Origin of the sequence: Lacicoccus alkaliphilus DSM 16010 (assembly GCF_900142805.1) — a bacterium.
In the GTDB taxonomy this organism is placed as follows: Bacteria; Bacillota; Bacilli; order Staphylococcales; family Salinicoccaceae; genus Lacicoccus; species Lacicoccus alkaliphilus.
This window is the reverse complement of the sequence record NZ_FRCF01000002.1, coordinates 292,598-318,931: the sequence shown is the minus strand read 5'-3', so window position 1 is coordinate 318,931 and position 26,334 is coordinate 292,598. Positions and strand designations below refer to the sequence as shown.

28 protein-coding genes are annotated in these 26,334 nt (G+C 45.2%); 21 read left to right on the top strand and 7 right to left on the bottom strand.

Translation table 11 applies throughout. The features are described 5' to 3' along the window. Window positions 1-10: 10 nt before the first annotated feature. From BUA12_RS01715 to BUA12_RS01625, 19 genes are all read left to right on the top strand, one after another. Window positions 11-571 (top strand): DUF2140 family protein, encoded by a 561-nt coding sequence (locus tag BUA12_RS01715; protein ID WP_072707699.1) that lies wholly within the window; start codon window positions 11-13, stop codon window positions 569-571. Between the two features lie 17 nt (window positions 572-588). After that, a complete protein-coding gene (gene msrA / locus BUA12_RS01710; RefSeq protein ID WP_072707698.1) occupies window positions 589-1,113 on the top strand; it encodes a peptide-methionine (S)-S-oxide reductase MsrA in 525 nt (174 codons plus the stop codon). Beyond that, the gene (gene msrB, locus BUA12_RS01705) at window positions 1,110-1,538 is read left to right on the top strand and encodes a peptide-methionine (R)-S-oxide reductase MsrB (RefSeq protein WP_072707697.1); all 429 of its coding nucleotides are present in this window, start codon (window positions 1,110-1,112) and stop codon (window positions 1,536-1,538) included. The genes msrA and msrB overlap by 4 nt, the downstream gene beginning before the upstream one ends. A gap of 15 nt (window positions 1,539-1,553) precedes the next feature. Further along, window positions 1,554-2,057 carry a PTS sugar transporter subunit IIA gene (locus BUA12_RS01700; protein ID WP_072707696.1) on the top strand — a complete coding sequence of 168 codons (504 nt, stop codon included), beginning with the start codon at window positions 1,554-1,556 and terminating at the stop codon, window positions 2,055-2,057. Continuing rightward, window positions 2,057-2,278: a YozE family protein gene (locus tag BUA12_RS01695; RefSeq protein WP_072707695.1), complete on the top strand. Its 222-nt coding sequence runs from the start codon at window positions 2,057-2,059 to the stop codon at window positions 2,276-2,278. The genes BUA12_RS01700 and BUA12_RS01695 overlap by 1 nt, the downstream gene beginning before the upstream one ends. Before the next feature lie 18 nt (window positions 2,279-2,296). Then, entirely contained in the window at window positions 2,297-3,010 is a 714-nt protein-coding gene (gene deoD, locus BUA12_RS01690; RefSeq protein ID WP_072707694.1) for a purine-nucleoside phosphorylase, read from the top strand. Window positions 3,011-3,119: 109 nt separating this feature from the next. Continuing rightward, a complete protein-coding gene (locus tag BUA12_RS01685; RefSeq protein WP_435387541.1) occupies window positions 3,120-4,694 on the top strand; it encodes a S41 family peptidase in 1,575 nt (524 codons plus the stop codon). Between the two features lie 94 nt (window positions 4,695-4,788). Next, window positions 4,789-5,868 carry an undecaprenyldiphospho-muramoylpentapeptide beta-N-acetylglucosaminyltransferase gene (gene murG, locus BUA12_RS01680; RefSeq protein ID WP_072707690.1) on the top strand — a complete coding sequence of 360 codons (1,080 nt, stop codon included), beginning with the start codon at window positions 4,789-4,791 and terminating at the stop codon, window positions 5,866-5,868. After that, window positions 5,865-6,488 carry a phosphatase PAP2 family protein gene (locus tag BUA12_RS01675; RefSeq protein ID WP_072707688.1) on the top strand — a complete coding sequence of 208 codons (624 nt, stop codon included), beginning with the start codon at window positions 5,865-5,867 and terminating at the stop codon, window positions 6,486-6,488. The genes murG and BUA12_RS01675 overlap by 4 nt, the downstream gene beginning before the upstream one ends. 98 nt (window positions 6,489-6,586) lie before the next feature. Further along, entirely contained in the window at window positions 6,587-7,207 is a 621-nt protein-coding gene (locus tag BUA12_RS01670; RefSeq protein WP_072707687.1) for a GNAT family N-acetyltransferase, read from the top strand. A 76-nt stretch (window positions 7,208-7,283) separates the two neighbouring features. After that, window positions 7,284-7,958, top strand: coding sequence for a response regulator transcription factor (locus BUA12_RS01665; RefSeq protein ID WP_072707685.1), 675 nt, complete (start codon window positions 7,284-7,286; stop codon window positions 7,956-7,958). Further along, window positions 7,955-9,325, top strand: coding sequence for a HAMP domain-containing sensor histidine kinase (locus BUA12_RS01660; RefSeq protein WP_072707683.1), 1,371 nt, complete (start codon window positions 7,955-7,957; stop codon window positions 9,323-9,325). The genes BUA12_RS01665 and BUA12_RS01660 overlap by 4 nt, the downstream gene beginning before the upstream one ends. Before the next feature lie 92 nt (window positions 9,326-9,417). Further along, a complete protein-coding gene (locus BUA12_RS01655; protein ID WP_072707681.1) occupies window positions 9,418-12,204 on the top strand; it encodes a 2-oxoglutarate dehydrogenase E1 component in 2,787 nt (928 codons plus the stop codon). Next, window positions 12,204-13,505 (top strand): 2-oxoglutarate dehydrogenase complex dihydrolipoyllysine-residue succinyltransferase, encoded by a 1,302-nt coding sequence (odhB, locus tag BUA12_RS01650; RefSeq protein ID WP_072707679.1) that lies wholly within the window; start codon window positions 12,204-12,206, stop codon window positions 13,503-13,505. Before BUA12_RS01655 ends, odhB begins: the two co-directional genes overlap by 1 nt. Window positions 13,506-13,592: 87 nt before the next feature. Next, on the top strand, window positions 13,593-13,799 hold the full coding sequence (locus tag BUA12_RS01645; RefSeq protein ID WP_072707677.1) for a DUF6501 family protein: 207 nt from the start codon (window positions 13,593-13,595) through the stop codon (window positions 13,797-13,799). 1 nt (window position 13,800) lies between these two features. After that, on the top strand, window positions 13,801-14,592 hold the full coding sequence (locus BUA12_RS01640) for an ATP-binding protein (protein ID WP_072708845.1): 792 nt from the start codon (window positions 13,801-13,803) through the stop codon (window positions 14,590-14,592). 10 nt (window positions 14,593-14,602) lie between these two features. Beyond that, window positions 14,603-16,354, top strand: a complete 1,752-nt coding sequence (locus tag BUA12_RS01635; RefSeq protein WP_072707675.1) for a vWA domain-containing protein — start codon at window positions 14,603-14,605, stop codon at window positions 16,352-16,354. Between the two features lie 123 nt (window positions 16,355-16,477). Continuing rightward, window positions 16,478-17,791: a branched-chain amino acid transport system II carrier protein gene (gene brnQ / locus BUA12_RS01630; RefSeq protein ID WP_072708843.1), complete on the top strand. Its 1,314-nt coding sequence runs from the start codon at window positions 16,478-16,480 to the stop codon at window positions 17,789-17,791. A gap of 146 nt (window positions 17,792-17,937) precedes the next feature. After that, entirely contained in the window at window positions 17,938-18,861 is a 924-nt protein-coding gene (locus BUA12_RS01625; protein ID WP_072707674.1) for an AEC family transporter, read from the top strand. Window positions 18,862-19,025: 164 nt separating this feature from the next. On the opposite strand, the gene BUA12_RS01620 is transcribed toward BUA12_RS01625, so the two are convergent. From BUA12_RS01620 to BUA12_RS01610, 3 genes are read right to left on the bottom strand one after another with little or no spacing between them, the layout of a single operon-like run. Next, a complete protein-coding gene (locus tag BUA12_RS01620; RefSeq protein ID WP_072707672.1) occupies window positions 19,026-20,219 on the bottom strand; it encodes a toxic anion resistance protein in 1,194 nt (397 codons plus the stop codon). After that, the gene (locus BUA12_RS01615) at window positions 20,203-20,961 is read right to left on the bottom strand and encodes a 5-bromo-4-chloroindolyl phosphate hydrolysis family protein (protein WP_072707670.1); all 759 of its coding nucleotides are present in this window, start codon (window positions 20,959-20,961) and stop codon (window positions 20,203-20,205) included. Before BUA12_RS01615 ends, BUA12_RS01620 begins: the two co-directional genes overlap by 17 nt. A 19-nt stretch (window positions 20,962-20,980) precedes the next feature. Further along, complete coding sequence (locus BUA12_RS01610; RefSeq protein WP_072707668.1) at window positions 20,981-21,250, bottom strand: acylphosphatase; 270 nt, start codon at window positions 21,248-21,250, stop codon at window positions 20,981-20,983. A 106-nt stretch (window positions 21,251-21,356) separates the two neighbouring features. Here BUA12_RS01610 and BUA12_RS01605 point away from each other — a divergent pair, with 106 nt between their 5' ends. Both BUA12_RS01605 and cspA read left to right on the top strand, forming a co-directional pair. Continuing rightward, the gene (locus tag BUA12_RS01605) at window positions 21,357-21,668 is read left to right on the top strand and encodes a DUF1033 family protein (protein WP_072707666.1); all 312 of its coding nucleotides are present in this window, start codon (window positions 21,357-21,359) and stop codon (window positions 21,666-21,668) included. A gap of 150 nt (window positions 21,669-21,818) precedes the next feature. Then, complete coding sequence (gene cspA / locus BUA12_RS01600) at window positions 21,819-22,019, top strand: cold shock protein CspA (protein WP_017548994.1); 201 nt, start codon at window positions 21,819-21,821, stop codon at window positions 22,017-22,019. A gap of 109 nt (window positions 22,020-22,128) precedes the next feature. On the opposite strand, the gene lysA is transcribed toward cspA, so the two are convergent. Genes lysA through dapD form a run of 4 tightly spaced genes read right to left on the bottom strand, consistent with a single transcriptional unit; the run spans window position 22,129 to window position 26,331 of the window. Next, complete coding sequence (lysA, locus tag BUA12_RS01595) at window positions 22,129-23,406, bottom strand: diaminopimelate decarboxylase (protein WP_072707664.1); 1,278 nt, start codon at window positions 23,404-23,406, stop codon at window positions 22,129-22,131. Further along, window positions 23,396-24,469, bottom strand: coding sequence for an alanine racemase (locus BUA12_RS01590; RefSeq protein WP_072707662.1), 1,074 nt, complete (start codon window positions 24,467-24,469; stop codon window positions 23,396-23,398). The genes lysA and BUA12_RS01590 overlap by 11 nt, the downstream gene beginning before the upstream one ends. Window positions 24,470-24,479: 10 nt before the next feature. Further along, window positions 24,480-25,622, bottom strand: a complete 1,143-nt coding sequence (locus tag BUA12_RS01585) for a M20 metallopeptidase family protein (RefSeq protein ID WP_072707660.1) — start codon at window positions 25,620-25,622, stop codon at window positions 24,480-24,482. After that, window positions 25,615-26,331, bottom strand: coding sequence for a 2,3,4,5-tetrahydropyridine-2,6-dicarboxylate N-acetyltransferase (gene dapD, locus BUA12_RS01580; RefSeq protein WP_072707658.1), 717 nt, complete (start codon window positions 26,329-26,331; stop codon window positions 25,615-25,617). Before dapD ends, BUA12_RS01585 begins: the two co-directional genes overlap by 8 nt. Between the last annotated feature and the right edge of the window lie 3 nt (window positions 26,332-26,334).

Below are 26,334 nucleotides of genomic sequence, written 5' to 3'. Positions count from 1 at the left end.
GGCGGTTCCCATGAATATTTGGAAATGGTTGTTCATACTGCTGCTCATGGCGAATGCAGCGACGCTGGCGGCACTGTACTTTTTCTTATCCAATGACTATGATGCACTTGATGTGGAGGAAGAGCTACCGGAAGAATATTCCGAGCATCTGATCACACTCGAGAATCATACCGTAGAATTTCTATTGAACACATACCTTCAGGAAGATGCGGGAAGCAATATGGCAGTGACCATAGATGAGGAAAACATCCGGCTGATGTCGGAAAATGAATATCTTAACATGAACTTTGATACGATATTCATTCTGGAACCATACGTCACCGACTCGGAGCTGATCTTTGAAATCAGTGACATTTCCGTAGGCCAGCTGCCGTTGTCCGAGGACATGTTATACACGTTGATCAGGACGGGGGCAGATCTGCCTGAAGGGATGAGGTTCAGCACAGAATCCAAAGCACTGGTGATTGATAAATCCATGTTCGATGGCTACACGGACTTTTCTGTGGATATTGAAAGTATTGATTATCAAAACAATGCGTGGTATTTTTCTTTTGAAAACGAACTTAATTAATTTATGAGGTGAGCATATTGGCAAAAGCAACATTAGGCGGAGGATGTTTCTGGTGTCTGGTCAAACCATTCGATCAATGGGACGGCATCAACAGCGTGATTTCCGGTTATTCCAACGGAGAAGTGGAAAACCCCACTTACGCACAAGTGAGTACCGGTACGACGGGTCATATCGAAGTGGTGCAGATTGATTTTGATGAGGATGTGATCTCATACGAGGAAGTACTGGAAATTTTCTTCAAGACATTCGATCCGACAGACACCGGAGGCCAGTTCGGCGACAGAGGCAGCCAGTATATGCCTGCAGTGCTGTATCATGACGAACCGCAGAAAGAAACTGCAGAAAGAGTGATTGAAGCGCTCGACAGCAGCAATGTTTTCGACAAACCGATCAATACGCCCGTACTGCCGTTCAAAAGTTTCTACGAGGCGGAAGAGGAACACCAGGACTTCTATAAGAAGAACAGGGGACACTATAATGCATATTATAAAGGTTCCGGCAGAAAAGCATTTTTAGAAAATCATTGGAGTGAATCAAAATGAGTGTAAAAAAGAATATCGATGAATTGAACGAACTGGAATATAAAGTGATGAAAGAGCAGGGCACCGAACCACCTTTTCAGAATGAGTACTGGGACAACTTCGAAGATGGCATATACGTCGATAAAATCAGCGGAAAACCCTTATTCACCTCAAAAGATAAATTCCACTCCTCTTGTGGTTGGCCGAGTTTCGCCAAAGGCGTATCCGATGATATTACAGAGGAGTTCGACGATTCCTTCGGCATGAGACGCACTGAAGTACGGAGCTCGGATTCCGACAGTCATCTGGGTCATGTCTTCGAAGACGGCCCCGAGGAGCTTGGCGGTTTACGCTACTGCATCAATTCTGCGGCTGTGACTTTCATACCCAAGAATGAACTTGAAGAAAAAGGGTATAAAGAGTACGTAGAATACTTTAATGACTGAATGGGAGTTGGTTCGATGTTCAAAAATCTATTTGGTAAGAAAAAAGAACCTGCCGATAAGCTGCTCGAGATAAAAAGTCCGATGAATGGGACCTATGTCAAAATCGAGGATATACCGGATCCTGTCTTCTCAGAAAAAATGATGGGGGAAGGTTTTGGGATAGTGCCTTCGGATGGCGAAGTGGTGTCACCCGTCGACGGTGAAATCATGCAGGTCTTCCCGACTAATCACGCCATCGGCATCAAAGCTGCCAACGGCATAGAGCTGCTGATCCATATCGGCCTGGAGACGGTGGCGATGGAAGGCGAAGGGTTCACCGGGCATGTGAGTGAGGGGGACACCGTCAAAACGGGTGACAGTCTGGTCAGTTTCGACATGGACCTCGTCACAAAGGAAGCAGACAGCACAATCTCACCTGTCATCATCACCAACAGCGACGCCCTGTCATCCTTCAACATTTTGGAAACTGGTGAATTAGCAGGCGGACGGACCGTCGTAGCGAGAGCTGAAATCAGCTGATGAAGGACTATTCTTATTATCAGTATATGAAAACGCGGACCGGCGAGAAATCTGAAGCGAGTACTCTGGCTGAGTTCATAAAGAATGATACGATGTTTCCGAAGCAGGAAACCGAATATCAGGAACTGAGCGAGTATTTGGAACAAAACCCTTATCCGGCCATCACACTCACCACTTTTGATGAAACTTACCGGGATTATCAAGACTGGTTAAACCACTAAGTAAAAGGAGATCCAAGAATGAGCATCCATATTAATGCACAAAAAGGCGATATAGCCGACACGATTCTATTACCGGGTGACCCCCTGAGAGCAAAGTACATTGCCGAAAACTTTTTGGAAGATGTGACCTGCTTCAATGAAGTGAGGAACATGTTCGGTTACACCGGAACTTACAAAGGCAAGCGCATCTCCGTGATGGGCACCGGCATGGGCGTCCCGTCCATTTCAATTTACGTCCATGAACTGATGGAAGAGTACGGCGTGAAGAATCTGATACGGGTCGGCACTTGTGGCGCCATTCAGAAAGATGTGGAAGTGCGTGATGTCATCATTGCCCAGAGCGCATCCACCGATTCATTCCAGAACAGGAAGCTGTTCGGTAATTTCGAATACGCCCCGACCTCGGATTTTGAATTGCTGCTCGCAAGCTATAACGAAGCAAAGAAAAAAGGCCTTGAAGTGAAAGTGGGCAATGTATTTACAGCAGATTCCTTCTATGATGAAAAAGGCGACGTGGAAATGATGGCAAAGTATGGTGTACTGGCACTTGAAATGGAATCAGCGGCACTTTTCACGATCAGCAAAAAATTTGATGCCCGTGCACTCGCCATCCTGACCGTGTCGGATCACGTTTTAACGGGCGAAGCGACATCAAGCGAAGAAAGACAGACGACATTCAATGAAATGATAGAAGTCGCTCTTGATGCTGCAGTGCCATTCGCAGGTGAATGACATATCATTTTGAATTTTTCTTAGAACAGTGGGCCTCCCGCTGTTCTTTTTCTGTTATTATTGGTATTTTACTGATAGAATATAAATATTATGCCATTAGAAGTAAGGTGTGGGTAATTTGAATGAAAACCATGATTCCAAAGAAACAAATGCCAAGTCCAATAGAATAAGCATCAACCCTTTTTGGTTGATCATAACGATACTTGCAGCAGTGATTTTATCCAGTGTCATCACAGCGCTCAGCCTCGAAGCCGGTTCAGAAAAAGCGGTCAATGTAGGCACGGATACAAGAAGCGAATTTTCCAAATTGTACAATGTTTATGATACGATCTCCACTGATTTCTATGACGAAGTTGATAATGAACAACTGATTGAATCAGCGATAGATGGTATGGTGCAAGGCCTGGAGGATCCTTACAGCGAGTATATGAATATGGATGCGACGGAAGCATTCCAGGAAACCGTGACTGGAGATTTTGAAGGTATAGGGGCTGAGGTCATCCAGGAAGGGAACCGCATCATCATCACTTCACCTATGAGAGGCTCGCCGGCTGAAGAGGCAGGTATCGAACCTGGCGACCAGATCATAGAAGTGGACGGGGAAAGCCTGGAAGGCATGAATACTACAGAAGCAGTCCAGCTGATACGCGGTGAGAAGGGGACGGATGTGGTCCTCACGATTGTGCGTGGGGAAGGCGAACCCATAGATATCACCGTCACCCGCGATACCATCCATATAGACAGCGTCACATATGAAGAAGTGGATGGTGTCGGCCATATCAGCATCAACAGATTCCAGCAGGGAACGACGGAAGAGTTTGAAGAAAACATCAACCAGGCTGCTGATGACGGGGTGGAAGACATCATCATCGACTTCCGTTACAACCCGGGCGGTCTTCTATCCGAAGCTGTGACGATGATCAATCAATTTGTGCCTCAGGGGGAAACAGCACTGCTGCTCGAGGACAGTGACGGAGAGCAGGTTCCGCTCAGGACGGAAGGCTCCCATAATGAAAACACAGAAGATATGAATGTCCATATTCTGATCAATGAAGGTTCTGCGAGTGCTTCTGAAGTTTTCGCCGGTGCTCTTGATGATCATTTTGAAGAAGTCGTCATTGCCGGCACACAGTCTTTCGGCAAAGGTGTAGTGCAGCAAACTCAGGAATTCAGTGATGATTCGATGCTCAAATACACCAATACGAAGTGGCTGACGCCTGATGGCCGCTGGATTCATGAAGAAGGTATCGAGCCTGATGTAAATCTTGTGAATCCTGATTATTACAGGGTTGAAATATTGAATGAAGAGGATGTCTACACAGAAGGTCAGGAAAGTGATACAGTCACTTCCATCAAAGTGGCACTGGATACCCTCGGTTATGAAGTCGGGACGATCAACGATGATTACGATGGGACGCTGACTTCAGCAGTCGAAAGCTTCCAGGAAGATAATGACCTTGAACCCGACGGCAATGTCACCGGTGAAACCTCACGCCTCCTCATGTCGGAGCTGAGGAATTACATCAATGAAAATGATGCTCAGCTTGACTATCTGGTGAGTTTCATCAACGATGAACATGATGCCGGCGAAATTGAAGAGATTGCAGAGGAGAATGCCCGCCATATCGAAATTCCGACTTTGGAAGAGCTTCATGAAGAAGCGTCTGAAGATTCAACCGAATAATAATAACGGGTCGCACAAATTTTTGTGCGACTTTTATTGTTTCAAAACTGCAAATGGTTTAAAGTTATAGAATAAACACATTACGGAGGCTGCCATGAAATCTTCAAGACGCAAAGTAGTACTGACCGGCGGCGGCACAGTCGGTCATGTGATGCTGAATAAGCTGCTGATACCTGAATTCCTCAATCAGGGTGCAGAGCCGGTTTATATCGGTTCTAAAAATGGAATCGAAAAAGAAATGATCAGTTCGACCTCCATCCAATACCGTCAAATCTCCAGCGGTAAATTACGGCGATATATATCATTTGAAAATTTAAAGGACATCTTCAAGGTGACCAAAGGCATCTTTGATGCCCGCAGAGTGTTGAAACGGGAGCAGCCTGAATTTGTATTTTCCAAAGGCGGATTCGTCAGCGTACCGGTTGTACTTGCGGCGAAGTCTTTGAAGATACCTGTATATATCCACGAGTCCGACCTGACACCGGGCCTTGCAAATAAGATTTCGGTAAAATTTGCGACAAAATGCTTTGTGACGTTTGAAAAGACTCTGGATTACCTTCCGACAGATAAAACAGAACTCCTCGGTCCCGTGATCCGTGATGAATTATCCGGAGGGCAGAGCACCGCGGGTTATAGAATCACCGGTTTTACAGCAGATAAGCCGGTCCTTTTATTCATGGGGGGATCTCTAGGAGCGAGGTCCATCAACGCGTTCATACGCGATAATATAGAGGCTTTGACTGAAGGCCACCAGGTCATCCATTTGTGCGGCAAAGGCAATACCGATGAAAGTCTGGAGGGTCACGAAAATTATATACAGTTTGAATTTGTGGACGAAGAGCTCGCACATCTGATCAAGATATCCGATGTTGTCATCGGCCGCAGCGGTTCCAACGCAATATATGAATTGCTTTTAAACCAAAAACCCATGATTCTGATACCTCTGCCACTCAGCCAGTCGAGGGGGGACCAGTTGGAAAACGCCCGCTATTTCTCTGCCCAGGGATATGCTGAAGTGATTGAGGAGGAAGTATTGACGCTCGACAACTTTCAGGAGAAAATGGAGGTCATCGTTAAAAACCGTGATGATATCATCATGAAAATGGCACAGTATGACGGAGGGTTCAAACCTGAAACCCTTGTTGGACTGCTGCTGGAGGAGGAAGTGCAGTGAGCCGCACGAAAAAATTATCCTTGTTTCTAGTCTTCACATTGATATTCGGTGTAATCGCCGTCTTTCATGAATCCAGGGCTGGACAGTGGATCGACAGGGAAGTCTATGAGTTCATCTATGCTTCGGAGAGCTTCATCACCACCGCATTGATGCTTGGATTCACCCAAATCGGTGAAGTGATTTCCATGATCATCCTGTCATTGATCATGATTGCCATCCTGATGCTGTACAAACTTAAAATTCATACGCTCTTCCTTGTGATCTCCATGCTCACAAGCAGCATCATGATTCCTGTGATGAAAAATGCGTTCGACAGGGAAAGACCTTCACTGCTCCGCTTGATTGATATCTCAGGCTTCAGCTTTCCCAGCGGGCATGCGACGGGATCGTCCATATTCTTCGGGTCATTGATGACGATCATCAATAAGACATCACTGAACAACAAGGGTATACTCTACGCACTCTGTGCCTTCTTTGTACTGATGATCTCCTCTTCGAGGGTGTATCTCGGTGTACACTATCCGACGGATGTAATCGCCGGAATCACCATCGGTACTGCAGTCGTGATGGGTACAAGCTACCTGCTCCACAATAAGTTCAAAAGGCGCAGTTATATATAATGAGCTTAATGGCAATGCAACCAATTTTGCATTGCCATTTTTTACGGCCGCAATTATAATTAATCTGCATGAGATTAAGATAAGGCGGGTGACTCCGGATGGCTGTAAACTTATATGGATCCATCACACTTGAAAATGAAAGGATCAAACTTATTCCACTACAGTTAAGTCATGCAGATGAACTGCAGGCGATCAATCACGAAAGCATCTGGTCATATATGCTATTCCAGGCAACCACCCTTCCGTTGATGGATGAATGGATCCGGAGTGCCATTGAGCTGAGGGACCAGCTAAAGAGCATCCCTTTTGCCGTGGTATTGAAAACCACCGGTGAAGTGGTCGGCAGTACGAGGATACAGCACATGGATTATGAGAGGCAGAGCTGTGAAATAGGGGCCACATGGTTCGGCACGAAAGCACAGAGGTCTTTCATAAATTCGGACAGTAAATACCTGTTACTGGAATTCTGCTTCGAAACACTGAACATGATGCGTGTCCAGGTCAGGGTGGATGAGAGGAATGAAAGGAGCTCAAGAGCAGTCGAGCGTCTCGGCTTCACCAAGGAAGGCATACTCAGAAAAGAAAGGGCACTCCACGGCATCCCAAGAAACCTGATCATATTTTCAATCATCGATGATGAGTGGCCGGAGGTCAAACGGAATCTGCTGATTAAACACCAGAGTTATATGATGGAAACCCCGGATATATCAGCAAGCTGACACATAATTCATATTATGTGTTTTTTTGTTTTCATATATATGATAATGGTATGATGAAAAAAAGGAAGTGATTGAATTGAAGCATGTGCTTGTCATAGAAGATGAACTCAACCTGGCACGTTTCATAGAACTTGAGCTGAAACATGAGGGTTATGCCGTGACGCTCAGCGCAGACGGCGAAGATGGCCTGGAGAAAGCGTTGAAACAGGATTATGACTGTATACTGCTCGATCTTATGCTGCCTGCACTCAACGGCCTCGAAGTATGCAGGAGAATAAGGAAGGCCAAGAACACACCGATCATCATGATCACGGCAAAAGGGGAGACCTACGACAAGGTCGTCGGTCTCGATTACGGTGCGGATGACTACATAGTGAAACCATTTGAAATAGAAGAGCTGCTCGCAAGGATAAGGGTCATGCTGAGGCGGAACAGCGAATCTGAAAGTCATAACAGGGTACTCTCCCTCCATGGCGTTTCAATCGACACGTCAGCCTACAGGGTCACCATAGATGAACTGGAACTGGAACTCACCAAAACCGAATACGAGCTTCTGCATCTATTATTCAAAAATGTGGGGATCGTCTTAAAACGGGAGCAGATACTTGAAGATGTATGGGGTTATGACAGCGAAGTGGAAACTAATGTCGTCGATGTCTATATACGGTACCTGCGCAATAAACTCAAACCCTTCGATAAACATAAAATCATCGAAACTGTGCGCGGGGTCGGCTATGTGGTAAGAGCATGAACAGGAACTCATTGAAATATAAATGGTTGAGACTCTCCACCCTCATCATCTCTTTCACTTATCTGATTTTCAGTACACTCCTGATTTATTTCACCAGCCTGTATTTGAGGGACCTGGAGGAAAGGGCACTTGACCGGAGTCTGGATGAACTGCAGCATATATATGAATCCCAGCCAATCAACACGATTTCAAGGAATGATATCCTCACGAGTCTTTATGATGAACAGACCATGATCCTCTACACACGGAGCGGTAATATCGTCAGTACCGAACCAGCAGGAGACGTCACCGATTTCGCTGTCGACTTCGTCCCGGTGAGTGATGATGTCATCACAACGCTCGAGACGGAGGACGGCAACTTTCTCGTCGGCCGTTCAAATATCGACTCGATGTACTGGAGTGGCTTCCTGACGGTGATCCACCCGCTGGACAACTACTATCTGATCATCCGGACAATGGTGATGATCGCTTTATTGATAGGCTTCCTGTCGATATTATTCACGTCCATCGTCAGCTATTTTTTCTCAACACAGATGGTCAAGCCGATCCGAAGCATTGCCAACCAGTTGAAAAGGATTGAGGGAGAAGGCGTATCGGAACGTCTGTCATTGAAGACAGATACCGAAGAGACGGATTACATGGTGACTTCCTTCAATAATATGATGGATTCACTGGAGGAATCGTTCAACCAGCAGAAGCAATTCGTGGAAGATGCCTCACATGAACTGAGGACACCGCTCCAGATCGTACAGGGACATTTGAAGTTAATTAACAGATGGGGCAAGGATGACCCGCAGGTGCTCAATGAATCTCTGCAGATTTCGATAGATGAACTTCATCGCATCAATAAACTTGTAGAGGAATTACTGTTGCTCACCAAAAATAATCCGAGGCAGCTCGAAGAGATTGAATCGATCAATATTGTGGAAGAAATCAATTCCCGAGTCAGCACCATGATGAAAGTCCATCCGGATTACCATTTTGCCGTCGAGCACTCTCATGATGACATTCAATTTAAAATAAACAATCACCACTTTGAGCAATTGCTACTGATATTTTTGGACAACGCCGTCAAGTATGATACGGAAAACAAATATATCATCACCAGCACGGAAAAACACGATGATCACTTTGATATAATCATCATGGACCACGGGATAGGCATACCCGAGGAAGATCTTGAAAATGTTTTCAACAGATTTTACAGGGTCGACAAGTCGAGGAGCAGACAACAGGGCGGAAACGGCCTGGGCCTGTCCATCGCGAAGAAGCTGATTGAAAACTATAAAGGCCGCGTATGGGTTGAAAGTGAAGAAGGTAATTTTACAAAAGTTATTATCAGATTCCCATCAAATAAAGACAAATGATAAATTCAGTCTCTTTAAAATACTAAAGTATAGTGCTAAAATGGTAAATGTATAATAAATTAAACACATAATACTAAAGAGGTGCTGCAAAGATGGAAGGGAAAGCCTATGAGGAGGCTCCACTCAGATTCGGGATGAATCTGGGATTGATTCTTGATATTCACGATTCTTACTTGGAAGATCCCGACAGTGTCAGCGAGGAAATGCGCACACTGTTTGAAAGTCTCGGAACATCAGAAGATGGGGGACTGAGCAATGATGCCAAGCAGAATGTTAAGGGGATGCTTCGCCTGCTTGACGAAATCAGGTTGTATGGTCATTTGAAGTCTGACATTTATCCTGTCTATAAGCCGGATATAAAAAATAAACCTGCTCTTGATTTTGAATCACACGGTATTTCAGATGAACTTTTAAAGAACGTCCCCGCATCTCTTGTGAGTCCGCATTTAGGATCACTCTATGAGAATGCGAGCGAGGCCTTCAATCATCTGTATGAGGTCTATACAGGACCGATTGCTTATGAATTCATGCATATCAACGATTCAAAAGAAAGAATCTGGCTGAAAGAAACGATTGAAAATCAGGGAGAGGTCAATTTTGATGCGGAAGATAAGATTGAACTCTTTAAGCTTCTGGCTAAAGTCGAAGGGTTCGAGAAATATCTGCACAAAAACTTTGTGGGTGCCAAAAGATTCTCCATCGAGGGCCTGGACACTTTAGTGCCGATGTTCGATCATTTACTGAAGATGATGGCGGACGAAAATATTCCCAACCTTCAAATCGGCATGGCTCACCGGGGGCGTCTGAACGTTCTGACGCATGTCCTCCAGAAACCTTACGAGATGATGCTCAGCGAATTCATGCACACCGATCCCATGAAATTTCTTCCTGAAGACGGTTCGTTGACATTGACATCCGGCTGGGTCGGGGACGTCAAATATCACCTGGGTGGTTCGAAAGTGAGGACGGATAAAGGAATAGAGCAGCATATCACACTCGCAAACAACCCGAGCCACCTTGAAGTCGTCAGTCCTGTCGTGCAGGGCAAAACGAGGGCTGTTCAGGAAACCACCGACCACAACGGTCTGCCTGAGCTGGATTTCAACCGTTCACTTGCAGTCATGGTCCACGGGGACGCCGCTTTTGCAGCGCAGGGCGTCGTGTTTGAAGCTTTGAACCTCGGCAACCTGAAAGGATACACGACAGGCGGCTCCATCCATGTCATCGCCAATAACCGCATCGGCTTCACCACCGAGGAGTCCGACGCACGTTCGATGGTCCATGCATCCGGAGCTGCACTGAGTTTCAACCTGCCTGTATTCCATGTCAATGCAGACAAGCCTGAACACGTCCTGAGAACAATTGAGCTTGCCTTGAAATACCGCCAGAAGTTCAATAAGGATGCAGTCATCAATCTGGTCGGCTACCGCCGATACGGACACAACGAGATGGATGAACCGAGCACGACCAACCCTATGCTTTATAAAGAAGTTAAATCCCATGATACGATTGAACATGCCTACGGCAATCAGCTTGTGGAAGAAAACATCATTTCCAAAGAGGAAAAAGAAGATATCATCGACGAAGCTTTCAAAGCAATGCGGAAAGCGCATGATAAAATCGATAAAAATGATACCGTTATCAAATCGTCGATTGAAGTGCCTGAAACGATGAAGGAAGGTTTACCGAATGATGAAGATCCTGAAATCACCCATGAAAGATTGAAGGACATCAATGACTCATTATTCAATTATCCTGAAGATTTCACTGTTTTCAAGAAGTTGAAGCAGGTGCTGGACCGCCGTAAACTGCCTTTTGAGGATGACTCTGCACTGGTGGATTGGGCACATGCCGAAGCGCTGGCATTTGCAACGATCAATCAGGACGGCACACCGATCAGACTGACCGGACAGGATTCGCAAAGAGGTACATTTGCACACAGACATGCGGTCCTCCATGACTCGGAGACCGGGGAGGAATACATTCCCCTGCATCATGTCCCTGATGCCAAAGCGACGTTCGACATTTATAACTCACCATTGTCGGAAGCAGCGGTCGTCGGTTTTGATTATGGATACAACGTGGAGAACAAGGAAGCGATGGTCATCTGGGAAGCCCAGTACGGAGACTTTGCCAATATGGCGCAGGTTTATTTTGATAACTTCATGTCATCCGGGAATGCAAAATGGGGTGAAACAAGCGGTTTTACTTTATTCCTCCCCCACGGCCAGGAAGGGCAGGGCTCGGAACACTCGAGTGCCAGACTGGAAAGGTTCCTGCATTTATGTGCGACCAATAATATGACCGTCGCCAATATGACGAGCACTTCAAACTATTTCCACCTGCTGAGGAGGCAGGCAAAATATCTGAATACAGATAAAATGCGTCCGCTTGTGATCATGTCCCCTAAAAGCCTGTTGAGGAATCAACTGGTGAGTGACCCTATTGAAAACTTCATCGGCAACCGTTTCAGGGAGATCATCGTCGAAGATTATGATAAATCCAAGGTTAAAAAAGTCGTCCTCGCCCACGGTAAGATGGCAGTGGACCTGATGTCCCACCAGGATGAAAATCCTTCTGATGCAGTGCTGCTCATCAGGGTCGAACAGCTTTACCCTTTCCCGGGTGATGCAATTAAGGAAATCCTTGAAGGCATTGAAAACCTTGATGAAGTACGCTTTGTACAGGAAGAACCCAAAAACATGGGTGCTTACAGTTCCGTTTTACCGAAAATACTCGATATTCTACCGGCGAATGTCAAACGTTCCTATGTCGGCCGCCCTGTATCATCTTCCCCGGCTGAAGGTGATGCTGAAACTTATAAGAGAATACAGCAAAATATTATAGAAAATGCTATGAAAGTGCAGGAGGATGAATAATGGCAGAAGTTAAAATTCCAGAACTGGCTGAATCGATTTCAGAAGGGACGATTGCGTCCTGGTTAAAAGGTGTAGGTGATCCTGTAGAGAAAGGTGAAAACATCCTTGAGCTTGAAACTGACAAGGTCAACGTCGAAGTGATCAGTGAAGAGTCGGGTGTGATTACAGAACTCAAGGCAGAAGAAGGGGACACTGTGGAAGTGGGGCAGGTTGTCGCAGTCGTTGATGAAAGCGGAGAAGCCTCATCTTCAGAAGATAAGAAGGAAGACAAGCCATCTGAATCCAAAGAAGCAGAGCAGGATGCATCTTCAAAAGACGATGGAAAAGATGAAAAAGAACAAGATGAATCCAAAGAGGACAGCAAAGAGGATGAATCTTCAGATGAAGGTTCGGACCGTATCATCGCTTCACCTGCTGCAAGGAAGCTCGCGCGCGAAAAAGGGCTTTCTCTGAAGGAGATCAATGCAGGCGATCCGAGAGGCCATATCCGTTCCCAGGATGTTGAAAATCATGAGGCTTCCAAAGAAAATCAGGAAACCGCTGATAAAAAGCCTGAAAGCAAGCCTGAGAAAAAACAATCCAATGCCCAGCCCGAAAAGCCGGTCATCAGGGAGAAGATGTCAAGACGCCGCCAGACGATTGCAAAACGTCTGCACGAAGTTCAGCAGAACACTGCAATGCTCACGACTTTCAATGAAGTCGACATGACGAATGTCATGGAGCTCAGAAAGCGGAAGAAAGAAAGTTTCCAGGAAAAGCATGACGGCACAAGGCTCGGCTTCATGTCATTCTTCACAAAAGCTTCAGTAGCTGCCCTGAGGCAATTCCCTGCAGTGAACGCGGAAATTGATGGTGACGAAATGATTTATAAACAGTTCTACGACATTGGCGTCGCGGTTTCAACAGAAGAAGGACTGGTCGTCCCGGTGGTAAGGAATTGTGACAGGAAGACATTTGCAGAAATTGAAGCTGACATTGCCGGTCTTGCATCCAAGGCCATCGATAAGAAATTATCTCTGGAGGAGATGACAGGCGGCTCCTTCACCATCACCAACGGCGGTGTGTTCGGTTCACTGTTGTCCACACCGATCATGAACGGTACCCAGCCGGGCATCCTCGGCATGCACACCATCCAGAAAAGACCTGTCGCAATGCCGGACGGTTCCATTGAAGTCCGTCCTATGATGTACATTGCATTGAGTTACGACCACAGGGTGATCGACGGCAAGGAATCAGTGAACTTCCTCAAGACCATCAAAGAACTGATTGAAAATCCTGAAGACTTGTTGCTCGAAGGTTAAAATATATATAAAAACAAGATACTGTTCAGTATCTTGTTTTTATTATGTTAAAATATAGACACTCAATAAAAGAATGGAGAATGAATGATGCTACACGAAACATGGCAGAATAATAATTTAAAGACAGTGAAAGTCAGCCATACCGATGCAAAAAAGTACAAAGTGGACTCAATGCTGACGGCAGGCAAAACTTATACCGTAGTCAATGAAACTGAAGAATATATATTTGTTAAAGATGATTCAGGAAAAGTCGGCGGTTTCTACAAAACATACTTTGAAGATGCAGATGAATAAAATGCCGGAATTCAAGTTCAAACATGAAGATGAGTCGATACGCAGCGATTCACTGGACATATTGAAACTGGGGAAGAACCTGCTTCTGAAAGGACCTACAGGAGCAGGTAAAACCAGGCTCGCAGATGATCTTGCGGCAAATCTCGGACAGGACATGGTGAGCATCAACTGTTCCGTGGACACCGATATGGAGGCTCTGCTTGGATTCAAGACGATTGAATACAAAGAGGGAAAACAGGAAATCCTTTTTGTGGACGGTCCGGTGGTGCGGGCGATGAAAAACGGTTGTATACTCTACATTGATGAAATCAATATGGCCAAGCCAGAAGTCCTTCCCATACTGAATGCAGCCCTGGACTACCGCAGAACACTGACCAACCCCCTGACCGGTGAAGAGATTACAGCAGATGGCGACTTTCTTGTCATTGCAGCCGTCAATATCGGCTATGCCGGCACCATGCCAATGAATGAAGCATTGCTGAACCGGTTCAATATCGTCGAAATCGATTATGTCGCCGATGAAGCCCTTTTGGAGATTTTACAAAATCAAAGCCTTCAGGATGACAAGGCTGTTTTAAAACAGCTGACTGACTTTCATAAGGACCTCGTCACAATGGCAAGGCAGGGGCAGATATCCAAGGAATCATCCAGCGTGAGAAGTTTACTGGATCTTTCCGACCTCAGCACCATGATCCCCACTGAGAGGGCATTAAAGAGGGCAGTCATTGATAAACTGGACAATGAGCAGGAAAAAACAGCAATATATAATGCGTTCAAATTACATTTTGAGTAGTGATTAAAATATGACATATTCATTTATCAAATTTAATGATGAACTGGTCGATTCAAGAAATATGATGGAGCTGACCGATCTCGCTCGCCTCCTTTTCAAAGACCCGGATTTGACTGTGAACGTTCAAAAGTATTCTTACTTCAATCCATATAAAAATGTATTGAATTTCAGCATGTTTTGGAAGCACAGAAATGACATCACAGAACTTGATGGTTTCAAGCATGACATCTTCACGCATTTCACTGCAGTTGAAACATTGGATTATCCCAAGTATCCTGAGATGAAGAAGCACGATGAATACTTACGCCAGATTTTTTTATCCATAGAGTATTCGAGGCTCAGAAAAAATTCAGTGAAAAAAAGGCCCGTCATTGAAAAACTTCTTCAAAAAGGCGATGCAGTGCTTAAGAACCGATATCTTATAAAGACAACTAATCGCGCAGATGATTTTTTGCAGTTTATGAATTTGAAAATTCTGGAATATGAAGATGAATTTGAATATGAAGGCCTTCATTTTGATATGGAAGCTGTATCCACCGGGGAGAGTATAGCGACAGCGATTTCATTTTACAATAAATTAACTGAAAATTCCGTTATCAATAACTTCACATTTTCACCTATACATGATATCACGTTCAGTGATATTGATGCCCACAATAAGGCCAATGAACAGAGGAAGGATTCCAGGCATCTGTCTTCTGATGAGGATGACATTGATGAGACGGATAAAGGTTTGGTCGATACGAAGACGAGTGGGGCAGCTAAGGATGCGACTGTTCTTGGTGAAGTCGGAGAAGCACTCAATAACCAAAAAACCGAAAGCAGACAGGTGAACATGTATGATGATGAAATTGAGGAATATAATGAAGGTTTCGGAAAAAACCGCGGTGATAATACATTCAGGGACCGGTCTTCCACCAACCGTCATGCCTTTCTGGAAACAGGCAAACCCAAAATCAATCTGAATAAATACCAACAGTACAGGACACTTTACAATCAATATACAATGGTGACCAAGCAGGCGGTGGGGGATATTCAGCAGCTTTTGAATCATAAACAGAATGAGATGCGTATGAACCAATCGAGCGGCAGATTGATGAAGAACCCTGTAATGCCTATGATTGAGGGCAGCCATAAAGTATTCGTCAAAAATCATTCGGAGTCGAAGGAGATTGATGCCGTTTTCACCCTCATCATCGACCAGTCTTTTTCAATGGAACCTCACATGGAAAATACGATTGGAGGCGTCATCGTCTTCAACCATATATTGAAATCTTTGAATGTCAGACACAGGATAATATCACATCACGAGGATACCTTTGAAGTCAGTCCGAACAATTTTCCAAACAGGATATATGAGCATATGAGCTTTGATAAATCCATATATTATCACCCCGTTTCAATACTGGATATCGAAGCTTCGGGAGACAACAGGGATGGCTTCATATTGAAGCATGAAATTTCCATGTTGAAAACACGAAGTGAAGCAGATAAGTTCGTCATCATGTTTTCCGACGGTCTGCCAAGTGCAGAAGACTATAATCAAAGCGGGATCGTCGATACCCACGAGGCGGTCAACATCGCTAGGCGGGAAAATATTAATGTCATCAATGTGTTGATAAGTGAGGACAATGATGAGCAGACCATAGAATCCATAAAAAATATTTACGGTGATAATACCATAATGGTGTCACATGCTTATGAAATTCCTCAAGCTGTGGCAGGAGTACTGAGAAAGATCCTCCTGCATCTTATTAATTGATTTTAGCAAGTTAAATTATCTATAAATATCTGAAAGTTTTAAATCTTGTAGACTTTATGAATTTAATAATGTAGAATAGTTCTATAATTTCAGTTAGATGGGGGCTCTTAAATGGATACAAAAATGAGTACTAAAAATGTTTTTGTTGTAGGTTTTATGTTATTTGCAATGTTCTTTGGTGCAGGTAACCTTATATTCCCACCTGGCCTGGGGTTTGTCAGCGGTGATTATTTCTGGCTGGCAATATTGGGATTCGTCATTACCGGGGTGGGTCTGCCTTTGCTCGGAGTGATCGTCGGATCGATTTCCAAAGAAGGTTATAAAGAATCATTGAAAGCAATCCATCCGGCGTTTGCCATCGGACTGCTCGTAGTCATATATTTGACGATCGGACCGTTCTTTGCCATACCAAGAACTGCGACGACCGCATATGAAATGAGTATCATTCCTTTCCTGGATTCACCAGGCGGAATATCATTATTCATATTTTCCTTATTGTTTTTTATAATTGTTTTTGCACTGAGCTGGCGCCCGGGCACGATAGTGGACAGCATTGGTAAAATTTTGACACCTTTGCTGCTGATCACGATTTCATTGCTCGTTATTACTGCTGTGGTCATGTACATATCGCAACCTGTCAACCCAGCCGGCGAAGGCTTCAATACAGAAGCACCTTTCTCTGCAGGTTTCACTGAAGGCTACCTGACTATGGACGCAATTGCAGCAATCGCCTTCTCTGTGATTGTTTTGAACGCAATCCGCGGTACCGGTGTCAAAGGCAGAAAGGCTTTATTATTCGGAACAATCAAGTCCGCATCTCTGGCTGCTCTTCTTCTGGGTCTTGTATATGTCTCCCTGGGCTGGCTTGGCAACAGGGTGGATCTCGGCGGTACGGCGCCTGACGAACAAAATTTGGGCACGTTCCTGCTGACCTATATTTCAGCTGATGCTTACGGCGGTTTCGGGGCAATTTTGCTGGGCACCATCGTACTGCTTGCTTGCCTCACCACTGCCACAGGATTGATTGTCGCTGTGAGTGAATACTTCAACAGTATTGTTCCAAGAATCACTTACAGGGTGTTTGTCATCATTTTCACATTAATTTCATTCGGTCTGGCAAACCAGGGTCTGGACCAGGTGATCACGACAAGTGTGCCTGTACTGTCCATCATCTATCCGATAGCAATGGCTTCGGTGCTACTGTTGATTGTCAGTTACTTTGTTCCGACTCCACGTCTTGCAATGCAGATTCCAATTGTATTGATCATCATCACAAGCATATTGGCAGTCATCCATAGAAATGGCTGGGTCGAAATGTCCTTCCTTGAAGCCATGCCATTATTCAATGCCTCCTTTGAGTGGATTCCTTTATTGATCATCGGCTATATCGTCGGTTATCTTATTGGCATGAAGAAACCAAGAGTGCAGTATACATGATGTCGAAAGAATTTTAAACAGCGCACAGTGTGCGCTGTTTTTTTATCGCTGTTTATAAGTTTTTCATATAATCACATGACTATTACTTATAGTTAATCTGTATTATAATAAGAGTAACTTATTATATAGAAAAGAGATGATTTGGGTTGAACTATATCATCCCCGTTTTTATCGACGTCATCGTCCCGATTTTAATTCTTCTCGGCATCGGTCTCATACTTCAAAGGAAATTCCAGTTCAGGCTCAGACCGATTGCCAACCTTGTCACTTATTGTTTCATGCCTGCAGCGGTATTCATTAACATTTACTACGCTGAGATAGATCTCCAGTTGGTCTTTCAACTTCTCTTATACCTTTCTTTATTCATTACCATTCTAATCATTTTGAGTAATATCCTCAGCCGTCTGTTGAAGTTGGGGAACGGGGAGGCGGCTGCCTTAAAAAACAGTATCTCCCTTATGAATTCCGGCAATTACGGCCTTCCGGTCAGCCAGCTTGTCTTCAGCTCGAATCCTCTTGGCGTTTCGGTGCAGATCATCGTGCTCGTGGTACAGAACCTCCTGACATTCACTTATGGTCTTTATAATTTGATTTCAGCTTCGAAATCCATCATTGAACTGCTCAGGGACCTCATAAAGCTGCCGATCATACATGCCTTGATCCTTGCCGTCATCTTCAAGATTTTTGAAGCACCGATACCGACACCTCTTCTCGTGCCCGTCGAGCAGCTGGCAGGTGGATTTCCCGCGCTGGCTTTGATATTGCTCGGTGCACAGCTTGAAAGCATAAAAATCCGTTCATTTCATAAAGTCATTCCATGGAGTCTGTTCGGCCGGCTGATAACCGGACCGGTTGTGGCACTGATTTTAATCTTCACTCTCGGGATGGAAGGTGTCATTGCACAGTCACTATTCATCGCCAGTGCTTTCCCGACTTCAAGGAATACAGCGACACTCGCACTGGAATACGATGTTGAACCGGAATTGCATGCACAGATCGTCCTGTACAGTACTCTACTCAGCAGTATAACGGTCACCTTGGTGATATTCCTGTCGATGCAGCTCTTTTAAGCAGTGTTCATCTGTTGGCATATCAGTGGCTGTTACGGCTTTCATGCCCGGTGTGGATCCCTTCATGACACACCCGGACTAAAGTCATACACAGGCAATTAAAGACGAAAAAGCGGCCCCTGCCTGATGTTCATCAGTCAGGGGCCGCTAAATTCATATAATATTTAATATCTGTGTTCTTCTTTCAACTGAAGCAGTCGCTTCTTCAAATCTTCTTCCATTTGAACAAGTTCGGTTTCCGCCTCTTTTCGTTTCTGGGAGCCTTCGGCCTGGATCTGTAAAGTCTCTTCAATTGTAGTGACAAGGTTTTCCTGGGTCACTTTCAAGGTCTCTATATCCACGATGCCGCGTTCATTTTCGCGCGCTGTGCGCAGCGAGTTCTGTTTCAGCATCTCGGAGTTTTTCGTCAGGAGCTCATTAGTGGTATTCGTCACTGCCTGCTGTGCTTTTGATGCGGACTCCTGGCGGAGGAGGGTGAGTGCGATGGCCATCTGATTTTTCCACAATGGTATGCTTGTCAGGATCGAGCTCTGTATCTTTTCTGCCAGGGTCTGGTTGATATCCTGTATCATTCTTATTTGAGGAGCAGACTGCAATGTGATTTGTCTTGATAATTTCAGGTCATGCACCCTCTTTTCAAGACGGTTCAAATACTGCATCATATCATTGACGTCCTGCACGTCCATCTGATTCCCGGACTGATCCGCTTTCTCCCTCAATTCAGGCAGCACTTCCGTTTCAATTTCTTCACGCTTCAATTCCGCAGCTGCAATATAAATGTTGATTGCATCGAAATAATCTTTGTTCTGATCGTATAAGTTATCCAGCAGGTGCACATCTTTGATCAGGACTTCTTTGGCATGCTCCAGCTGTATACTGATGCGGTCGACTTGCGATGCGACACTCTGGTGCTTGGAAATCAGTTCATTGACGGATTTCTTCATCCGGCCGAACAGGCGGCTGACGATGTTCTTCTTTTCATTGGTCAGCTCATCAGGATCGATCTCTTTCAGCTTTTTCATAAGGTTTTCGAGTGTGTCGCCGATCGGCCCCACATCTTTCGACTGCACTTCGTTCAGCATGTGATGGGAGAACTTGGACAGCGCCTGTTGTGCATTGGAACCGTATGTGATGAGTGCATCATTGTCCAGGGGTTCTATCTTCGATTTTATATCCCGGATGCGCTTCATATCTTCTTCACTGAACTGTTCCTTGAATGTCGCAAGTGTACTTTTGCCGCTGGCGCTCCCGGTGGCTTCCTGTTCCGTCTGGGGGGCAGGGTAGTCTGAAGAGGTCTTGGCATCAAACGGGTCACTCAGAAGCTGTTCTTTTAAATCAATGTCATTTTTCTGATTCATTATTGTCACTCCTAAAAACTTTTACTTTTTCCCGTTTTTGATTTGGGATGTTCACTTCTTCCCGTTCATCGGACGGGATATTCACTTTTTTTTCGTCTAATGTGTTGTCGAGCTCCATTTTCCTGCCTGCACGTCTCCTGTTCATGCTTATGATGTCCTTTTCGACTTCCAATGACTGGTAAGCCGGCTGGTTCATATGGGAAAGATTGGACTGTAAGGTCCGTTTGAGCTCCAGCATGGAGAGTCTTGTTTCATGCAGTTTCATCTTCTCTTCTTTTGATTTCCCCGGCATCCTGTATAGAAACAAATACTGTTCAATCGTATTGACTGCCGAGTCCAGGTTGGAGTGGAAAAACTGCTGTACATTGTAAAACACTTTCGGATTGTCTTCGACGGTACTGACAATCGATTTGACGATGCGGTTGATGTCAAAAATGAGCTTGGCATCCTTTAATGTACGGATATTATAATAACTCTGTCTGAGACGGTTCATCTTTTCTTTTGCTTCCTTCAGTTGGGACTGTATATATCTGTACTCACTTTTTGTCAAACCATACTCTTTCAGCTGCCTGTTGAAGCTTACAGACTGAGTAGGGAGATAAGCTGCAAAAAATCCACCCGCCCCGACCATCATGTCAATGAGCAGATGAAAATCAAGAGCAAGCATTGAAACCAGCCCGGTCACAATGGAGACCGGTATGGCGACTATAGTTGCAGTCCAACGTGAAATATTGAATTTCATATGTTAACACCTGCAATCATTATAATGTTTTAAAGTTAGTGTAATCATCATCCGGTTCGACAGATTCAACAGAATAGTCTGCGACACGGGACAGAGGGGCGGGGCCGCTGACCACTGCATCGGTGAACTGTGCAAGGGACGGCTCATCTCCCTGTGCGAACACTTCGACATCCTCCGTCAGATTTTTGGCATACCCCTTTATGCCATATTGATCGGCTATGGCTTTAGTATGATATCTGAATCCCACACCTTGCACTTTTCCGGTTAAAGTAATCAATTTAGCTTCCATGTTCCCACCTCTTATTAATAATTATAAAAGTTTCTGCTTGATATTGCTAATTATTCGCGTATATAATATGGCTATTATCTCAATAAACCGAATAGGGGTTTTAAAAATGTATCAAGTGGCCGTTTTAAAAGCTGATTATGAAGGTTGGTGGCTATTTGAAGGGTGGCAGGAAAAATTGACGGATGTCAGGCGTTTCAGCTCTGAGGAAGCCATGCTTGATTATTATTGGGAACTCGTTGAAAGCATGATGGAAAACTTCCATTCTTATCAGACCGGCAAATATGACCTCATGGCATTCTATAATGCATGTGAGCTTGAATACTGCGAAGAGTGTGAAGAAGATCTCCAGATTTACTATACTCCGATCTGCCTTAAAAATGATGTATTCCTTGAAGTCAGGAAAAATATGAATATTTAATGAATTTGTGTTTGCAAAAAATTGCTATCTTTAGTATACTTTACGTATCAATAAGCAATAGAAGCATGTGTAAGGAAGACTAGATGATCTATTTTTTCGGAACAGTGATTTTATTTGCTATTGTAATATAGTCTTTTGGAGGAACAATTAATGAAACAAGGTACAGTAAAATGGTTTAATGCAGAAAAAGGTTTTGGTTTCATCGAGATTGAAGGAGAAAACGACGTATTCGTTCATTTCTCAGCAATCAATCAAGAAGGTTACAAATCTCTTGAAGAAGGCCAATCAGTAGAATTCGAAGTAGTTGAAGGCGACCGCGGTCCACAGGCTGCCAACGTTGTTAAACTATAATTAAAAACTAATCAACGATTGTCATAAATTGTCAATTGAGCCCCGCCACTGGAAAGTGGTGGGGCTGTTTATTTACAGTAAAAAAAATAAAAACAGGATCCACCTGTTTTTATTCTTCTATGCGCACATCATTCTGGATCAGCTGATCCAACGTCTGCCTCCTGATGACTTCTTTCACTCCGTCCGGTGCAATGAAGATGACGGCCGGCTTGAGCATCTGATTGTAGTTCGAAGCCATCGAATAATGGTATGCACCTGTCGATTTGACCGCTATAAGATCACCGCGTGCCGTATCGGCGGGCAGGGATTTATCTTTCCCGATGATATCACCGGATTCACAAAGCTTGCCAACAACGTTCATGGATATGCTCCCAGTATCGTCTGTCTGCTTCTTGACGGGTATGATATCGTATTCGGCCCCGTAGAGCGGAGTACGGATATGATCGCTCATACCGCCGTCTACGGATACATAGCGGCTTACACCCGGTATCTCTTTTACAGTGCCGACTTCATAGACCGTGACCGCTGCTTCAGCAGTGATCGAGCGGCCGGGTTCAATGATGATGTGCGGCATTTCGAAACCGTACTGTGATGTCACTTCTTTCAGGCGTGTGAAGATTTCATCAAAACCTTCTTCGACCGGGAAACTGATGTCTTCATCCGTATAACGCACACCGAAACCGCCGCCCATATTAAGGATTTCAATGTCGATTTCATGGTCATGCAGCCAGTCGTAGACAGCTGTCAGTGCATTGACGAAAGGTGCCGGGTCGGAAAGTTGTGAGCCCAGATGATAATGGATGCCCTTGAAGTTAAGGTTATCCTTCTTCTCGATTTCCATAATCGCTTTCAGTGCCGTGCCATCCGATATCGAAAGGCCGAATTTGCTGTCGGTCTGTCCTGTCGAGATGAACTCATGTGTATCTACATCCACACCCGGATTGACCCTGAGGAGCACATCGACGGAAGCGTCTGCCATGCTGTCCAAAAGGAGGATTTCATCAAGTGAATCTATAATGAATAAATTGACACCCTGGCTGAGGGCGAATTCAATCTCTTCTCGTGTTTTATTGTTGCCGTGGAACTTGATCCTTCCGGGGTCCATACCGCCCTTGATTGCGGTATACAATTCACCGGAAGAGACCACATCGATTTCCATATCCTCTTCTTTCAACAGCTGAATCATTTGAAGGGAGGTGAATGCTTTGGAGGCATAGGACACCGAATAATGCTCGACATGCGAGGAAAGGACGGCGTGGTACCTTCTCATCATCTCCCTCAAGTATACTTCATCATAGATGATGAGCGGGGTGCCGAAGCGACCGGCAAGACTTGTGACATCCTGTCCGCCGAACTGCAGTTTATCATTATGGTATTCAAGACTCATGGCTGATCTCCTTTGTTAATGTATTGTAGTTCAATGTCGCGAGCTGTTCCGAATTTGCACCGACGCCTTTGAAGGTGTATTCATCAAGGCGCATATCCGGATGGTATATGAAGACCTTGTCATCGACTGAAACCTCTTCATCGACTTCAACGATCATATGGCTCATCATCAGGCTGACGATGGGGTAACGCCTGCCGTTTATCAGGCAGTCGTATTCGGCACGCTTCCTGAGCACACCGTCCCCATAACCGATATCGACGATAGCGACTTTCGTCTTGCGGCCTGCCACGAAAGAGCCGCCGTAACCCATCGGCATATTCTCATCCATTTCCCTGATCTGCACCACAGACGAATAAAGTTCGAAAGGCTGGACGAACAGTTCGTCATTCAGGCCGGAGTAGGGCTTGGAGCCATATAACCCAATTCCGAGCCTTGTATGTGTATGGCCCGGAAGGATGCCGTCACGGACGAAGCTCGCGGTATTCTGGGCATGTACATATTCCGGAGTCATATCCAGCCTGTCAAATTCCGCCAGGAATCCGAGCCAGTTTTTCCGTTCTATTTCATAATTGCCATCAAATTCATCCGCATAGCCGAAATGGCACCATAACCCCTCGAGGAAGAAACGTTCCACTTCATTCATCTGAGCCTGATGATGCAGCACCTGTTCAACTTCTTTGAAATTATCGAAACCCGACCGGTTGAACAACCCGGCATATTCGATATGGATACTGATGCGGGAAAGTTCCTCCCGGTACTTTTCGTAATATGTGAGGGAGGGGAGGGTGATGCTCAAATCGAGCCCTCTGACCGCTTCAAACTCCGTGGTCGGATTCAACAGAAATATCATCGACTGATCAGTAATTGACCTGATTTTCTCCGCCTCTTTCAAGGAAGTCGTCGCAAACGCGGTGATGCCCGCATCCAAAAATGCCCGTACCGCGAATTCAAGACCGAAGTTGTAGGCATTATTCTTCACAACCGCAATGGTCGGCGTGCCGTTTTGAATCTGCCCTGCCTGTAGCACTAATTTCTTTCTGTCTATAGTCAATATTCCGCTCATATCATTAACCTCAATGTTTATAGTTCTTCAATATATTTTCATAATAGTCGGCGACTGTGATCAGTATCGATTCATCAAAGTTGAAAGTTGAAGTGTGTAGACTGCTTGTATACCCTTTTTCCCTGTCGCCTGCGCCGATGAATACGAAATATGTCGGTGCGACTTCACTGTAAAAACTGAAATCCTCCCCGAAGAGATAAGGCTTCTCTTTTATGACAGGTTCAAGCCCCGCAGATTCAACACTTTGATGAGCGAGAGTGCGTAATTCAGGGTCATTTTTGACCGGTGGATACCCCTCATTGTATGTCACTTCCACTTTGCAGTCGTACAACACCTCTGCAGCAGCCCTGATCTTATCCATCTGGCCTTTTATCACTGCGAGATCATCCTCTTCATACGTACGGATCGTGCCTTCGAGATATGCATTGGACGGTACGGTGTTGATTGCTTCCCCGGCATCCATCCGGCCGAGGTGTATGATGTTGCGGTTCAACCCATCCAGATGGAACTGCTGTATCTGCGAGATTTCACGCGTCGTGAACATGAGTGCCTCCAAGGCGGACTTGCCGTGCTGTTTATTGGCGACATGTGCAGATTCCCCTTTGATGTAAAAGCGGTACTCCGTCGCACTGGCAGTCATTTCATGATCCCTGAAAAGTGCGAGGCCGGTTTCTTCATCCGGCATGATATGGATGCCGAAAACAGCATCCATAGCTTCCTTCCCACTCCAGCTGTCCAACAGCTGTTTTGCTCCGGCCATCGTTTCTTCACTCGGCTGGAAGATGAAATAACAATTATGGGGAAGTTTCCCCTCATCGGATAAAGCCTTGCATCTCTTTGCAAAAAGGAGGAGGGCGGCTGTGTGCCCGTCGTGTCCGCAGGCATGCATGACGCCGTCCTCGCTACTTCGGTACGGCACATCGTTCTCTTCATGTATCGGCAAAGCATCAATATCTGCACGGAATCCAAGGGTGGTCTCACTTTCGCCTTTTAAATACGCAACCACCCCTGTAGGGAGTGGTTGCGTATAATTGATTCCAAGAGATTCAAGAACCTCTATGATATAGGATGTTGTTCCGAACTCCTTCATGCTGAGTTCGGGATTTTCATGCAGATATCTGCGATGTTCACTCACAAACTTAATCTCAGTCATTGAGCTTCCTTAATGCTGAAACGATTTCCCTTTTCGAGCCCTCGACTTCGCTCGCCTGTTTGATGACTCTCGCCGGCGTTCCTGCAACGACTGCGCCTGCCGGCACATCTTCGGTAACGATCGCGCCTGCTGCGACGATTGCGCCTTTTCCGACACGTACACCTTCCAGAATGACTGCATTGGCACCGATCAGCACATCATCTTCAATGACGACCGGTGATGCGCTTGGCGGTTCGATGACGCCTGCAAGCACTGCACCTGCACCGACGTGCACATTCTTACCGGTGGTCGCACGTCCGCCGAGTGAAGCATTCATATCGACCATGGTACCTTCACCTACGATGGCACCGATGTTGATTGTTGCACCCATCATAATCACTGCTCCATCTTCAATGACGGCATGTTCACGGATGAAGGCACCCGGTTCGATGCGTGCTTTTGTATTTGTAAGATCTTTTAATGGAATAGCCGAATTTCTGCGATCCTGCTCAATTTCAACCTCCGTAAAAATATCCTCGTTCTGCTGATGGAATGCCTTGAATTCCTCATAATCGGCAAATATCGTCTTTGAGCTCTTGCATCCGAAGACTTTGAAATTTTCAGGGAAGGTGACGTCCCCGAAATTGCCGTTTGCGTATACTTTTACAGGTGTTTCCTTCCTCGCATCCGAGATGTACTGAATGATTTCCTCTGCTGTAAACTTTTCCATTAA

Excerpts from the sequence above, each read along its gene's own strand:
- BUA12_RS01715 (WP_072707699.1), top strand. The coding sequence starts at position 11 with ATGAATATTTGGAAATGGTTGTTCATACTGCTGCTCATGGCGAATGCA.
- msrB (WP_072707697.1), top strand. The coding sequence starts at position 1,110 with ATGAGTGTAAAAAAGAATATCGATGAATTGAACGAACTGGAATATAAA.
- BUA12_RS01700 (WP_072707696.1), top strand. The coding sequence starts at position 1,554 with ATGTTCAAAAATCTATTTGGTAAGAAAAAAGAACCTGCCGATAAGCTG.
- BUA12_RS01695 (WP_072707695.1), top strand. The coding sequence starts at position 2,057 with ATGAAGGACTATTCTTATTATCAGTATATGAAAACGCGGACCGGCGAG.
- deoD (WP_072707694.1), top strand. The coding sequence starts at position 2,297 with ATGAGCATCCATATTAATGCACAAAAAGGCGATATAGCCGACACGATT.
- murG (WP_072707690.1), top strand. The coding sequence starts at position 4,789 with ATGAAATCTTCAAGACGCAAAGTAGTACTGACCGGCGGCGGCACAGTC.
- BUA12_RS01670 (WP_072707687.1), top strand. The coding sequence starts at position 6,587 with ATGGCTGTAAACTTATATGGATCCATCACACTTGAAAATGAAAGGATC.
- BUA12_RS01660 (WP_072707683.1), top strand. The coding sequence starts at position 7,955 with ATGAACAGGAACTCATTGAAATATAAATGGTTGAGACTCTCCACCCTC.
- BUA12_RS01655 (WP_072707681.1), top strand. The coding sequence starts at position 9,418 with ATGGAAGGGAAAGCCTATGAGGAGGCTCCACTCAGATTCGGGATGAAT.
- odhB (WP_072707679.1), top strand. The coding sequence starts at position 12,204 with ATGGCAGAAGTTAAAATTCCAGAACTGGCTGAATCGATTTCAGAAGGG.
- BUA12_RS01645 (WP_072707677.1), top strand. The coding sequence starts at position 13,593 with ATGCTACACGAAACATGGCAGAATAATAATTTAAAGACAGTGAAAGTC.
- BUA12_RS01640 (WP_072708845.1), top strand. The coding sequence starts at position 13,801 with ATGCCGGAATTCAAGTTCAAACATGAAGATGAGTCGATACGCAGCGAT.
- BUA12_RS01635 (WP_072707675.1), top strand. The coding sequence starts at position 14,603 with ATGACATATTCATTTATCAAATTTAATGATGAACTGGTCGATTCAAGA.
- brnQ (WP_072708843.1), top strand. The coding sequence starts at position 16,478 with ATGAGTACTAAAAATGTTTTTGTTGTAGGTTTTATGTTATTTGCAATG.
- BUA12_RS01620 (WP_072707672.1), bottom strand. The coding sequence starts at position 20,219 with ATGAATCAGAAAAATGACATTGATTTAAAAGAACAGCTTCTGAGTGAC.
- BUA12_RS01615 (WP_072707670.1), bottom strand. The coding sequence starts at position 20,961 with ATGAAATTCAATATTTCACGTTGGACTGCAACTATAGTCGCCATACCG.
- BUA12_RS01610 (WP_072707668.1), bottom strand. The coding sequence starts at position 21,250 with ATGGAAGCTAAATTGATTACTTTAACCGGAAAAGTGCAAGGTGTGGGA.
- BUA12_RS01605 (WP_072707666.1), top strand. The coding sequence starts at position 21,357 with ATGTATCAAGTGGCCGTTTTAAAAGCTGATTATGAAGGTTGGTGGCTA.
- cspA (WP_017548994.1), top strand. The coding sequence starts at position 21,819 with ATGAAACAAGGTACAGTAAAATGGTTTAATGCAGAAAAAGGTTTTGGT.
- lysA (WP_072707664.1), bottom strand. The coding sequence starts at position 23,406 with ATGAGTCTTGAATACCATAATGATAAACTGCAGTTCGGCGGACAGGAT.
- BUA12_RS01590 (WP_072707662.1), bottom strand. The coding sequence starts at position 24,469 with ATGAGCGGAATATTGACTATAGACAGAAAGAAATTAGTGCTACAGGCA.
- BUA12_RS01585 (WP_072707660.1), bottom strand. The coding sequence starts at position 25,622 with ATGACTGAGATTAAGTTTGTGAGTGAACATCGCAGATATCTGCATGAA.
- dapD (WP_072707658.1), bottom strand. The coding sequence starts at position 26,331 with ATGGAAAAGTTTACAGCAGAGGAAATCATTCAGTACATCTCGGATGCG.